General features: G+C 69.3%; 10 protein-coding genes and 1 pseudogene. 6 read left to right on the top strand and 5 right to left on the bottom strand.

Going from position 1 to position 12747, the window contains the following annotated elements; all coding sequences use genetic code 11:
• Positions 1 to 33 precede the first annotated feature (33 nt).
• The 4 genes from WBK31_RS33700 to WBK31_RS33685 all read right to left on the bottom strand — a co-directional run bounded on the left by WBK31_RS33700 (position 34) and on the right by WBK31_RS33685 (position 5123).
• Positions 34 to 1080 carry a 2-oxoacid:ferredoxin oxidoreductase subunit beta gene (locus WBK31_RS33700; protein ID WP_364062504.1) on the bottom strand — a complete coding sequence of 349 codons (1047 nt, stop codon included), beginning with the start codon at positions 1078 to 1080 and terminating at the stop codon, positions 34 to 36.
• Positions 1073 to 2917, bottom strand: coding sequence for a 2-oxoacid:acceptor oxidoreductase subunit alpha (locus tag WBK31_RS33695; RefSeq protein WP_364062507.1), 1845 nt, complete (start codon positions 2915 to 2917; stop codon positions 1073 to 1075). Before WBK31_RS33695 ends, WBK31_RS33700 begins: the two co-directional genes overlap by 8 nt.
• Positions 2918 to 3165: 248 nt before the next feature.
• Positions 3166 to 4647 (bottom strand): polysaccharide deacetylase family protein, encoded by a 1482-nt coding sequence (locus WBK31_RS33690; RefSeq protein WP_406673731.1) that lies wholly within the window; start codon positions 4645 to 4647, stop codon positions 3166 to 3168.
• A gap of 104 nt (positions 4648 to 4751) precedes the next feature.
• A complete protein-coding gene (locus WBK31_RS33685) occupies positions 4752 to 5123 on the bottom strand; it encodes an NADH-quinone oxidoreductase subunit A (RefSeq protein ID WP_364062513.1) in 372 nt (123 codons plus the stop codon).
• 873 nt (positions 5124 to 5996) lie between these two features.
• Between WBK31_RS33685 and WBK31_RS33680 the strand changes: the two genes are divergently transcribed.
• The 3 genes from WBK31_RS33680 to nuoH are packed head-to-tail and all read left to right on the top strand — an operon-like array spanning position 5997 to position 8033.
• A complete protein-coding gene (locus tag WBK31_RS33680) occupies positions 5997 to 6548 on the top strand; it encodes an NADH-quinone oxidoreductase subunit B (protein ID WP_378785992.1) in 552 nt (183 codons plus the stop codon).
• Positions 6545 to 7099, top strand: coding sequence for an NADH-quinone oxidoreductase subunit C (locus WBK31_RS33675; RefSeq protein WP_406673730.1), 555 nt, complete (start codon positions 6545 to 6547; stop codon positions 7097 to 7099). Before WBK31_RS33680 ends, WBK31_RS33675 begins: the two co-directional genes overlap by 4 nt.
• Positions 7092 to 8033: an NADH-quinone oxidoreductase subunit NuoH gene (nuoH, locus tag WBK31_RS33670; protein ID WP_406673729.1), complete on the top strand. Its 942-nt coding sequence runs from the start codon at positions 7092 to 7094 to the stop codon at positions 8031 to 8033. Before WBK31_RS33675 ends, nuoH begins: the two co-directional genes overlap by 8 nt.
• 236 nt (positions 8034 to 8269) lie before the next feature.
• Here nuoH and WBK31_RS33665 read toward each other — a convergent pair whose 3' ends face one another.
• Positions 8270 to 9541, bottom strand: coding sequence for a serine/threonine-protein kinase (locus WBK31_RS33665; protein ID WP_406673728.1), 1272 nt, complete (start codon positions 9539 to 9541; stop codon positions 8270 to 8272).
• A gap of 152 nt (positions 9542 to 9693) precedes the next feature.
• On the opposite strand from WBK31_RS33665, the gene WBK31_RS33660 reads away from it, so the two are divergent.
• The 3 genes and pseudogenes from WBK31_RS33660 to nuoK form a co-directional block, all read left to right on the top strand.
• The gene (locus tag WBK31_RS33660) at positions 9694 to 10482 is read left to right on the top strand and encodes a 4Fe-4S binding protein (RefSeq protein WP_406673727.1); all 789 of its coding nucleotides are present in this window, start codon (positions 9694 to 9696) and stop codon (positions 10480 to 10482) included.
• Between the two features lie 892 nt (positions 10483 to 11374).
• The gene (locus WBK31_RS33655; protein WP_364062525.1) at positions 11375 to 12100 is read left to right on the top strand and encodes an NADH-quinone oxidoreductase subunit J; all 726 of its coding nucleotides are present in this window, start codon (positions 11375 to 11377) and stop codon (positions 12098 to 12100) included.
• Positions 12100 to 12396: pseudogene (gene nuoK, locus WBK31_RS33650) on the top strand (NADH-quinone oxidoreductase subunit NuoK); the annotation flags it as partial. The gene WBK31_RS33655 and the pseudogene nuoK, both read left to right, overlap by 1 nt.
• Between the last annotated feature and the right edge of the window lie 351 nt (positions 12397 to 12747).

Here is a 12747-nt window from a genome sequence, read left to right as displayed (position 1 = left end):
CGGCGGCGTCCGTGACGCTCGCGGGGGAAGGCGTCAGGCGATGCGCCAGGTGTCCCCGCCCATGAGCAGGTCGCCGAGGTCGCCGGGGCCCTGCTGCGCCACGGCCTCCTCAAGCTGGTCGGCCATCAGCGAGTCGTACGACGGCCGGTCGACGTTGCGGAAGATGCCGATCGGCACGTGCTCGAACGCCGGCTCGTCCAGCCTGCTGAGCGCGAACGCCACCGACGGGTCGGGGTTGTGCGCGTCGTGCACGAGGATCTGGTCCTCGCTGACGCTGTCGCGCGGCACGACCTCGATGCCGCCGGACGCGCCGCGCACCACGGCCTTGCTGGCGCTCACGATCGGCTGACCGTGCTCCAGTCGCAGCGTGATGTCGTCGCGGACCTCGGGGTCCTTGAGCGGCTCGAAGGCGTTGTCGTTGAAGATGTTGCAGTTCTGGTAGATCTCCACCAGCGACGTGCCGCGGTGCGCGGTCGCCTCGCGCAGCACCGACTGCAGGTGCTTGCGGTCGGAGTCGATGGTGCGGGCCACGAACGACGCCTCCGCGCCGATGGCCAGCGAGATCGGGTTGAACGGCTTGTCCAGCGAGCCCATCGGCGTCGACTTGGTGATCTTGCCGAGCTCGGAGGTGGGGGAGTACTGGCCCTTCGTCAGACCGTAGATCCGGTTGTTGAACAGCAGGATGTTCAGGTTGACGTTGCGGCGCAGCGCGTGGATCAGGTGGTTGCCGCCGATCGACAGCGCGTCGCCGTCACCCGTGATCACCCACACGCTCAGGTCGGGCCTGCTGGCCGCGAGCCCGGTCGCGATCGCCGGCGCCCGCCCGTGGATGGAGTGGAAGCCGTAGGTGTTGAGGTAGTACGGGAACCGCGACGAGCAGCCGATGCCGGAGACGAACACGATGTTCTCGCGCTTCAGCCCCAGCTCGGGCAGGAAGCTCTGCACCGCCGCAAGGATCGCGTAGTCACCGCAACCCGGGCACCAGCGCACCTCCTGGTCGGACTTGAAGTCCTTCAGGCTCTGCTTCACGTCGGTCTTGGGGACGAGCGACAGGCCCTTCCCGTTCACCAGCTCAGTCACTGTCGATCACGTCCTGGATGACTCCGGCCAGCTCCTCGGCCTTGAAGGGGAGCCCGCGCACACGGTTGTAGCTGATCACGTCGACGAGGAACTTCGCCCGCAGCAGCAGCGCGAGCTGGCCCAGGTTGATCTCCGGCAGCAGCACCTTGTCGTAGCGCTTGAGCACCTCGCCGGTGTTGGCGGGCAGCGGGTTGAGGTGGCGCAGGTGGGCCTGGGCGACCTTGCCGCCGCTCCTCCTGATGCGGCGCACGGCCGCGGCGATCGGCCCGTACGTCGAGCCCCACCCGACGACCAGCACCTTCGCCTCGCCGTCGGGGTCGTCGACGACCAGGTCGGGCACGTCGATCCCGGCCACCTTGGCGGCGCGGGTGCGCACCATCAGGTCGTGGTTGTCGGGGTCGTAGGAGATGTTGCCGGTGCCGTCGGCCTTCTCGATGCCGCCGATGCGGTGCTCGAGCCCGGCCGTGCCGGGGATCGCCCACGGGCGGGCCAGCGTCTCGGGGTCGCGCTTGAACGGCAGGAACTTGCCGTCCTCGCCGTTGGGCTCGGTGGTGAACGGCTGCGAGATGTCCGGCAGCTCCGACACCTCGGGCAGCCGCCACGGCTCAGAGCCGTTGGCGAGGTAGCCGTCGGAGAGCAGCATGACCGGCGTACGGTACTTGATCGCGATCCTGGCCGCCTCCAGCGCCGCGTCGAAGCAGTCGCTCGGCGACATCGGCGCCACGACCGGCACCGGCGACTCGCCGTTGCGGCCGAACATCGCCATCAGCAGGTCGGTCTGCTCGGTCTTGGTCGGCATGCCGGTGCTCGGCCCGGCCCGCTGCACGTCCACGATGATCAGCGGCAGCTCGGTGGTGACCGCGAGGCCGATCGTCTCGGCCTTCAGCGCCACACCGGGACCGCTCGTGGTCGTCACGCCGAGCGCGCCGCCGAACGCGGCCCCGAGCGCCGCGCCGACACCCGCGATCTCGTCCTCCGCCTGGAACGTGCGGACGCCGAACCGCTTGTGCTTGGACAGCTCGTGCAGGATGTCGCTGGCCGGGGTGATCGGGTAGGAGCCGAGGAACAGCGGCAGCTTCGACTGCACGCTCGCGGCGATCAGGCCGTAGGCGAGCGCCTGGTTGCCGGAGATGTTGCGGTAGACGCCCGGCGCCAGCCGGGCAGGACGCACCTCGTACGAGACCGAGAACGACTCGGTCGTCTCGCCGTAGTTCCAGCCCGCCTGGAAGGCCGCGATGTTGGCCTTGGCGATCTCGGGCTTCTTCGCGAACTTCTGCTCGAGGAACTTGATGGTGTGCTCGGTCGGCCGGTGGTAGAGCCACGACAGCAGGCCGAGCGCGAACATGTTCTTCGACCGCTCGGCGTCCTTCTTCGACAGGTCGAAGTCTTCGAGGGCCTTGACCGTGAGCGAGGTCAGCGGCACCGCGTGCACCCGCCACTCGCTGAGCGAGTCGTCCTCAAGCGGGTTGGAGTCGTAGCCGACCTTCTGGAGGTTGCGCTTGGTGAACTCGTCGGTGTTGGCGATGATGTCCGCGCCCTTGGGCAGGTCGCCCAGGTTGGCCTTGAGCGCGGCCGGGTTCATGGCCACCAGCACGTTCGGCGCGTCGCCCGGCGTGAGGATGTCGTGGTCGGCGAAGTGCAGCTGGAAGCTCGACACGCCCGGCAAGGTGCCTGCGGGGGCGCGGATCTCGGCGGGGAAATTGGGCAGAGTCGACAAGTCGTTGCCGAACTCAGCCGTGCCCGCGGTGAAGCGGTCGCCGGTGAGCTGCATTCCGTCGCCGGAGTCGCCGGCGAATCTGATGATCACGCGGTCGAGTTGCTGGACCTGCTTCGTCACAGCTCAGTCCTCCTCGACGCGCCACTGCGCGGTTGCCTTAGGCGCGTTCTCTGTTTCCATGCTAGATCCTCGGAAGGTGACGCGTTTGCATGCCACCTGAAGCGGGTAAACGCGGTCGGAGTCAGTCAGGGCGAGGTGAGAGAGCGACGACACAGCCCGGCGGCCAGCCTGCAGAGGTCTACATGCAGGCGGGCGAACAGGACGGTTCGGGTCACGAGCGCCAACTATACGTCCCCCCAACAGATGCGCTACGTCAGGGGCTGCTTACCCGGCAGCTCGTTCCCTGACCTGTACATGCGGCCGGCCTGCATCCCCACAGGGCCGTACAGCTCTGGAACGGTGACGAAGGTGTAACCGTTCCCGCGCAACCTTTTGAGGATGTCCGGAACCGCATCCACGGTTTCCCGATGAATGTCGTGCATGAGAATGATCGCACCTGGATGGGCCGCGTGCACGACCCGGTCCGCTATTTCGGAGGCATCCCTTGTGGACTCGTCCTTGGAGTCCACGTCCCAGGTGACCACCGCGCACCCCATCTGACGTGCGACATCGCGCACCTGAGGGCTCACCGCCCCGTACGGCGGCCGCACCAGCGCCGGCCGCTGCCCGATCACCTCCGACACCGCGTCCGAGGTCTTCCCCAGCGAGTCGGCGACCTTGCTGCTCGGCTGTTTCGACAGGTCCTTGTGCGACCAGCTGTGGTTGCCGACCAGATGGCCCTCCATGCTCATCCGCCGGATCAGCGCGGGCTCTGTGGACACGCTTCCGCCGAGCGTGAAGAACGTGGCCCGCGCCCGGTGCTCGGCCAGCGTGTTCAGCAGCAGGCCCGTGTACGGTCCCGGGCCGTCGTCGAAGGTCAGCGCCACGCATTTGCGCACGCGGCAGTCCACGCCGCTCGCCCGGGTGCTCACCGCGTCGGGGCTGCTCGTAGGCGTGAACGACGGAACCTCAGGGGCCGCCGACCGCCTGGCCGCATCACGTACCGCCTGCTGCGCGTGCCGACCCAGCTCCGACAGCAGCGGCGCCACCTGCTGTGCCGGGATCGCCACCGCCACCCGGCCGAGCGAGCACCTGCCGACCTCGCAGTCGTCGAATTCGACCACCAGGTCGCCGTTCCTGTTGAACGCCATCGAGTCGAACAGATCGGGGTCGGCCGTCACCCGGTTGCGCTCCACCTGCGCGCCGCGGTCCGCGAGCGCCTCCTTGACCAGCGCCGCCAGCCGTTCCAGCGCGGGCCGTCCCGACAGCAGCCCGGTCGAGCCGGCGGCCTTGCCGGTGTGCGGGTCGAACCAGTACGTACGGGTGGAGTTGCCCCAGCTCGTACCCAAGAATTCGCCGGTCCGCAGCCGGACGCCCACCGCGTCGGGGGAGGCGGCGGCGAGCTGCCAGTCCACGTTCAGCTCCGGCTTCGGCAGGATGGGGGCGTCGCCGCCGGTCGCGCGCCTGAACTCCTTGAGCTGCCGCTCGGCGCGAGCCTTCAGCGTCCGGTTCAGCGCGGAGGCGCCGGCCAGCACCGGGTACTTGATGTGCACATACCTGCCGGCCGCCGAGTCGCCGTCGGTGACGGTAGCGGTGGACAGGCCGACGACGGTGGCGGGATCGACGAAGTCGATCATCGTCGGCTCTGCCGGGACCACGATGTCCTTGCCGTTGGAGGCGGCGGCGAGACCGCAACCCGAGGCGGAGAGTGCCAGCAGAGCGATTCCGGCGCAGAATCGCGATTTATGCATGGATGTCAGGGTATGGGCGCGATCTTACGATTTACCCTGATTTTGTGTGATCAGTCCGGACACTTTGACCGCGCTGGGTAACCGCCTCGAACGGCTTGAGGGGCCTATGTCCAGGTCAGGACCCGTTTCCGCCACGCGTACAGAATGCCGAGGGCGATGAACCCCAGGAAGACGAACATCTCCACGAGCGTCGTCAGCCCGTAACCGGGGGCGTCGAACACCGTGGCCCACGGGAAGAGGAAGACGGCGTCCACGGCGAAGACCACGTACAGGTACGTGAAAACGTAGTAGCGGATCTGCGACTGCGCCCACCCCTCGCCCACGGGGTCCACGCCGCACTCGTAGGTGGTCAGCTTGTCCGGCGTCGGCCGGGACGGACGGAGCAGACGGTTGGCGAGCAGCGCGCCGGCGACGATCGCGACACCGATGACGAGCAACGCGGCCACGAGCACGTAGGAGCCGAAGTAGCCGTCCATGCCCGGATCGTAACCCGCCCCGCGATTCCCACAAGAGGGTTGGCCCCCACCCTCACCCGCACTTTGCCGCCCGCCTCCCCACCCGCGCTTCGCTCACCCCCTCTCACCGCTCCCACACCCCCACCCCACCCCACCCGCGCTGTGCGGTCTGCCCGCGTTACGCGCCCCGCCCGCGTGGTGCGCCTCGCCCACGCTGTGTGTGCTGCCCGCGTTGCGCGCCCGCCCTGCCCGCGTTGCGTTCTGCCCCGCATTGCGCCTCGCCCGCGTTGCGCGCCTCGCCCGCGTGGTGCGCCTCGCCCGCGTGGTGCGCCTCGCCCGCGTTGCGCGCCTCGCCCGCGTTGCGGTCTGCCCGCGTTGCGGTCTGCCCGCGTTGCGCGCCCCGCCCGCGTTATGCGCCTCGCCCGCGCTGTGTGTCCTGCCCGCGTTGCGCGCGCCCCGTCTGCGTTTCGCGCCCTGCTTGCGCTGCGCCACCCCCGCTTGCGCTGCGCACCGGCGTCCGACCCCCGGTGCCTTATCAGGACCTCGCCCCAGGCATCCAGCGCACTCCCACAGCCCTGAGACCCTGCAAGAGGTCGCCCGCGCGCCACCCCAGCGCGCCCAAGCGCACCACGCCTGCGATCCGGGACGCCCGAGATGCCGCCAGAGTCCAAGTCGCATCACGCCTGCGACCCGAGACCCCTGCGACGCTGAAACGCAAGACGTTAAGCGCCTGCGACGTTGCGACGCTGAGACTTCGGCGATGTCTGAGACGCTTGGGCCGCCGCCGGAACCCCGCGCACTTCGTGGAGAGAACTTGACCCCCACGAGACTCGGCCGCACCACCCCCCGCACACCTTTCTTTGCCTGCATCCTGATCCGCGCAAGAATGGCCATATGGCAGCAACGGACCTCCCGATGCCCACAGTGGGCCCGGTCTCGCGATTGGCGCCCAAGCCGATGCGCTTCATCCTCAACTGGGGCCGCCGCTATTCGCTGTGGGTGTTCAACTTCGGGCTGGCCTGCTGCGCCATCGAGTTCATCGCGGCGTCCACCAGCCGCCACGACTTCATCCGGTTCGGCGTGATCCCGTTCGCGAACGGCCCGCGCCAGGCCGACCTGATGATCGTCTCGGGCACGGTCACCGACAAGATGGCCCCGGCGGTCAAGCGCCTCTACGAGCAGATGCCCGACCCCAAGTACGTCATCTCGTTCGGCGCCTGCTCCAACAGCGGCGGCCCGTACTGGGACTCCTACTGCGTCACGAACGGCGTCGACCAGATCATCCCCGTCGACGTCTACGTCCCCGGCTGCCCGCCGCGCCCCGAGGCCCTGCTGTACGGCATCACCAAGCTCCAGGAGAAGATCGCCGGCGAGAAGCTCACCGACCGCTACGTCTGGTCGCGCCCCCACGCGGACGAGCCGCCCGCGGGCCGGGAGCAGGCGTGAACGCCGACCACGCCGCCCGGCTGGCGGACCATTTCGGCGACCGCGCCCAGGTCACGGAGTCCTACGGCGACACCACGGTGGACGTGGAGCCGTCCGACTGGACGAATCTCCTCCGATTCGTCCGCGACACCCTCGACTACGCCTTCTTCGACTGGCTGACCGGCGTCGACGAGCCACCGGAGGCGTTCGCGGTCGTGGCCCACGTCTACAGCGCGAGCGCCGGCAGCAGGCTGCTCCTGCGCACCCGCGTACCGCGCGACAACCCGCACCTCCCCACCGCCGTGCCCATCTACCGGGGCGCGAACTGGCACGAGCGCGAGACGTACGAGATGTTCGGCGTGATCTTCGACGGGCATCCCAACCTCGTCCCGCTGCTGCTGCCCGACGGCTTCGAAGGTCACCCGCTGCGCAAGGATTTCATTCTCGCCGCCCGCGTGGCCAAGCCCTGGCCCGGCGCCAAGGAGCCCGGCGAATCAGGACACGGCGCCCCGAGCCGCCGCAAGACCCTTCCGCCCGGAGTTCCAGCCGACTGGGGGCCTCCTGATGCTTGACGTGGTGCTGAGCTTCGTCGTCATCCTCGTCGTGTTCCTGGTGCTGCCGCTGATCGTCGGTCAGACGGAGCACAAGGTCATGGCCCACATGCAGTCGAGGCTCGGCCCCATGTACGCGGGACGCTTCCACGGCTGGGCGCAGCTCATCGCCGACGGCGTGAAGTTCGCCCAGAAGGAGGATGTCATCCCGGCCGCGGCCGACCGCCGCATCTTCATGATCGCCCCAGGCGTGGCGCTCGTCCCGTACCTCGTCGTCCTGATCGCGATCCCGCTCGACCGCGGCCTCGTGGCCGTCGACCTCGACCTCGGCCTGTTCTTCGTCCTCGCCGTCATGGGCGTCGGCGTGCTCGGCTCGATCATCGCAGGCTGGGCGTCGGCCAACAAATACTCGGTGCTCGGCGGCATGCGTTCCGCCGCCCAGCTCATGTCGTACGAGCTGCCCCTCGTTCTTGCCGCCTCCTCGGTCGCCATGGCGGCGGGCACCCTGTCACTCCCCGGGATCGTCGAGGCCTGGCAGTGGTGGTGGCTGCCCTGGCAGGCGATCGGCGGCGTCGTCTTCTTCCTCGCGGGCCTGGCCGAGCTGCGCCGACCGCCGTTCGACATGCCGATCGCCGAGTCCGAGATCATCATGGGCCCGATGACCGAGTACACCGGCATGCGCTTCGCGCTCTTCATGCTCACCGAGTACGTCGGCATCGTCGTACTGTCGTTCCTGACCACCGTGCTGTTCCTCGGCGGCTGGCACGGCCCGTTCCTGCCCGGCTGGATCTGGACGCTGGCCAAGGTCTTCTTCCTGTCCTTCGTCGTCATCTGGCTCCGCGTCACCTTCCCCCGGTTCCGCGAAGACCAGCTCCAGAAGCTCGCCTGGGCCGTCCTCGTCCCCCTGGCCCTCGTCCAGCTCGCCCTCACCGGCCTCGTCAAGGTCCTCACCTGACGCCATCCGCGTGCTACCTGCGTCCCCCGGCCATCGTGACCCGCGGCCATCGTGACCCGCGGCCATCGTGACCCCCGGCCACCGAGACCCCGGCCACCGTGACCCCCGGCCACCGTGACCCCCGGCCACCGTGACCCCCGGCCACCGTGACCCCCGGCCACCGTGACCCCCGGCCACCGAGACCCCGACGAACAACGACCGCCTGAGCTCCGGCGAGGGCCGCTGACCCCCGAAGCTCAGCGCACAATCGACAACATCACATCCGAAGCAGACGGACGATCCGCAGGCTGCTTACTGAGGCAGGCGCCAACGATGCCGCGTAAGGAGGGCGGCACCGCCGACAAATCGGGCTCGTGATTGAGCACCCGGTTGAACACGGCAGGCACCGTGTCCTCCCCGAACGCCGGCCGCCCGGTCGCCGCGAACACCATCGTCACCGCCCAGCTGAACACGTCGGACGGCGGCCCCACAGGCTCGCCCTTGAGCTGCTCGGGCGACATGTACGGCGGAGTGCCCACCATCTTCCCCGACGTCATCGTCACCTGGTCGAGCGCCCGCGAGATGCCGAAGTCGATCACCCGCGGCCCGTCGTTCCCGATCAGCACGTTGCTCGGCTTGAAGTCCCGGTGAACGACCCCGGCCTTGTGGATGGCCGCCAGCGCCCCGGCTGTGGATAAAGCCAGCCGCGTCAGGCTGTCCTCGTCCCGGGGACCGTGCGTCCTGACGAGCTGCTCCAGCGACGGTCCGTCCACGTACTCGCTGACGATGTACGCGTGCTGCCCCCCGATGTTCACGTCGAGTACCCGGGCTGTGGAAAACGTGGCCACCCGCCGCGCCGACTCGACCTCCCGCGCGAACCGCGCCCGCGCCACCTCGTCCACCAGATCGTGCAGCACCTTCACCGCGACCTGCGTCCCGTTGGGCGCCATGGCGAGGTAGACGGCCCCTTGACCGCCGCGCCCGAGCTGCCGCAGCACGCGGTAATGCCCGATCCACTCCGGCTGCTCAGGCGGCCGCCGCTGGGAGGGCGCGGTTATGCGTTGCCGCACGTCGGGAGGGGTGTGCCGCATGTCGGCGGGAGGGGTGTGCCGCAACTCGGCTGGAGGAGTGTGACGCAACTCGGCAGGGCGATGCCGTACGTCGGCGGGCGGCAGCGGCGCATGGACCATCGGGGCGGGGCCCAGCCGCGCCTTGACCATGGACGGCACCAGGATCCCCGAGTGGATGGTCCCGCCGATCCAGCTGACCACCAGTCCGAGGGTGACGAGCATCGACAGCTCCGTAGGAGCGAGCTCGTACTCGTACGTGAGCGCGGTCAGAACGAACGACCCGATGCCGACCGCATAGACGCAGGCAGCGACCCCATGCCAGACGTTGCGCAGCCAGATGGCCGCGATCCCCATCGTGACCGGGGTCGCGACGCCGCAGGTGACCAACGGCAGGCAGGCCCACACAACGGCGGCCGCCCACCGCAGGCCACTCGGCCGGATCGGATCGCTGTGCTGCATGGCCGAGAGACTATCGCCCTGCGATCGGTTCATTCCGGGCATGCACACAGTCTGTGGATAACTAGCCCTCAGTCTGTGGATAGCTGTGGAAAACCTGGGGACAACCGACTCCCTCATTCACGTCCGCCCCCAAGTGCGCCATGATGTTGAACATGGGGCGGATGCCGGGAGTGGGACTGGTGAAGGGGTTGTCGATCACCCTTCGCCACATGCTGCGTAAGTCGGTTACGCAGCAATATCCCGAGGTCAAGCCCGCCCTGCCGCCCCGGAGCCGCGGGGTCATCGCACTGGTCGAGGAGAATTGCACCTCCTGCATGCTCTGTGCCCGAGAGTGCCCCGACTGGTGCATCTATATCGATTCGCACAAGGAGACGATCCCGGCCCCCGAGGGCGGCCGCCCCAGGCAGCGCAACGTCCTCGACCGCTTCGCGATCGACTTCTCGCTGTGCATGTACTGCGGCATCTGCATCGAGGTCTGCCCGTTCGACGCGCTCTTCTGGTCGCCGGAGTTCGAGTACGCGGAAGGCGACATCCGTGACCTCCTTCACGAGAAGGAGCAACTGGGCGCCTGGGTGCAGACCGTCCCTCCGCCGCCCGCCCACGATCCGGGCGCGGAACCGCCCAAGGAGCTGACGGCCGCCCGCCGCCCCGCTCGTACCCCTCGCCCCCGCCCCGCCGCCGACCAGCCCGCGGCCCGGTCACAGGGTGCTTCCGGTACGGGCCAGGCGGCCGCCTCGGCTCCTGCCACGGACCAGGGAACCAAGCCGCCGTCCGGCACGGTCCAGGCAGCCGAGGCAACTCCCGGCACAGGCCAGGGAGCCGAGGCGACGCCTGGAACCCAGCAGAGGGCTGTGTCGACGCCTGGCACCGAGAGTGGAGCGGTGCCACCGCCCGGCGCTAGCAGGGGAACCACGCCGTCGTCATCCGCAGGCGGGGGATGACGCCGCCGTCCGCTGCTGATCAAGGCGGGACACGGTCGTCCGGCGCCGCTGCGGACACCAGAGCACCGTCCGGCGCGGGCGGGGAAGCCACGTCGGCGTCCGGCGCGGGCGGAGAAGCCACGTCGGCGTCCGGCGTGAGTGGGGAAGCCACGTCGGCGTCCGGAACCGCCCAGGGCACTCCGTCGGCCGAGCCGGGCCCCACGACCAGGCCGTCCCGCCCGGGTGGCCGTGCTCGCCGCGTGATGACGAACGTACGGGGAATCCGCCCTCCGGGTTCCCTGCCGACCCCGGACACTCCTACCGTCACCCCGGCCACTCAGTCCCAGGCGCCCGCCGAAGAGGCGAAGGGAGGTCCCACCTACCCAGGGCAGGCCCCTCAGCCCGGCGACGCCCGCCCCGGTGACATGGGCTCTGGCGAGGTGCGTTCCGGCGACGCAGGTTCTGGCGACGCCCGCTCCGGTGATGCCGGGTCTGGCGAGGTGCGTTCCGGCGACACCCGCCCTGGCAACGCGCGCTCCGGTGACGCGGGCTCCGGCAACGTGCGCTCAGATGGCGCTGAGGCCGGCGACGGTCGTTCGGACGAGGCACGAGAAGCACGAGACGAGGCACAACCCCGAGACAACGACGCAGTTCCAGGCAACGACACAGCTCAAGGCGACAACCTCACAACCCAAGACAAGCCCGTAACGCAAGACCGAGACGGGGCTTCATCCACAGGCGACCCACCTCCAGGCAAGTTGTCCACAGCCGAGGGCGAGCCGCCGCCGAAGCCCGATCAGCCAGGGCAGACTTCTGCCGCGAGCCGCCGCCGGCGCAGGATGGCCGATCCACGGTCCATCAGGCCCCCAGGGCGGCTCGGTCCTGACGAGCCGAGGGAGTCCGAGGAGGAGTCGTGACCGAGGCGGTGCCCTCCTACCTGTCACCCACCGGGCAAGAGATCGTCTTCTTGCTGCTGGGAGCGGTAGCGGTTGGATCGGCGCTGCTCGTCGTCATGACCAAGCAAATCGTCCACGCGGCCCTCTGGCTCGTGGTCTGCTTCGGTGCGCTCGCCGGAGGCTACCTCGTGCTCACGGCCGAGTTCGTGGCCTGGGTCCAGGTGCTCATCTACGTGGGCGCGATCATCGTGCTGCTGCTGTTCGGCCTCATGCTCACCCGGGCGCCCATCGGCCGCTCAGCCGACCTCGACAGCGGCAACAAAGTGGTCGCCGCCGTGGTGGCGGTGGCGACCGCGGCGATCCTCGTCACGGTCGTGATCGATGGTTTCCGTACGGCCTACACACCCCTCACCCCGGGCCCCGGCGCCGCAGGAGAGCTCGGCGCCAGCATCTTCGCCACGTGGGTCCTGCCCTTCGAGGCACTGTCAGTGTTGTTGCTGGCCGCCCTGATCGGCGCCATCGTCCTATCCCGCACCGACATCCGCGGCCCCGCACCCGCCTCGGGCGGCACACCGGGTGAGCAACCGGACGGCGGCGACTCCGGCACGGCGCGCCTCAACCCGCAGAGCACGCCGCCTCCAGGTGAGCCCGTAGCCGCCGCACCGCCTGATCAGACGGCGGAGCCGTCGTCGGACGACCGTACTGTCGGCGGCACCTCTCCCGACCAGACCGGGGGGCAGTAGTGCACATCGTCTATCCGGCCGTCGTCTCCGCGCTCCTGTTCTCCATCGGCGTCTACGGCGTGCTCGCGCGGCGCAACACGATCCTCGTGCTGATGTCGGTCGAGCTGATGCTGAACGCGGTCAACCTCAACCTGGTGGCGTTCGACGTGTGGCTGGGCGACCGTCTGCACAGCGGGCAGGTGCTCACCCTCTTCGTCATCGTCATCGCCGCCGCCGAGGTGGGGCTGGGCCTGGCGATCGTCCTGGCGCTCTACCGCAACCGCCAGACCATCGACATCGACCACCTCCGCGCCCTCACCGAACCCGCCCCCGACCCCACCGGCACGCCTACCGAGCCGGCGGCCCTCGACCTCGCAGGAACGCCCACCGAGCCGGCGGTCCTCGCCCCCGCAGAAACGCCCACTCAGTCGGTCGGCGGCCCTTCTGTGCGACCAGAGCTCGCGTCGGCTTCGGCGTCGGACGTCGCTTCTAGGCGACCCGATGCTGCGACGGGTTCGGAGCCGGACTTTTCTTCGGCCCCCGAGGCGGCGCCCGCTCCGGAGGCCGACGTTGCCCCTGGGCAGCCGGAGACCGAACCTGCTTCTGAGCCGGGCGTTGCCGCTGCACGGCTTGGACCCGCCTCGGGCCCGCAACCGGATCATCCTGCG

Source organism: Nonomuraea sp. N2-4H (genome assembly GCF_045291505.1).
GTDB classification, from domain to species: Bacteria; Actinomycetota; Actinomycetes; order Streptosporangiales; family Streptosporangiaceae; genus Nonomuraea; species Nonomuraea fastidiosa.
This window is presented reverse-complemented; position numbering and strand designations above follow the sequence as displayed.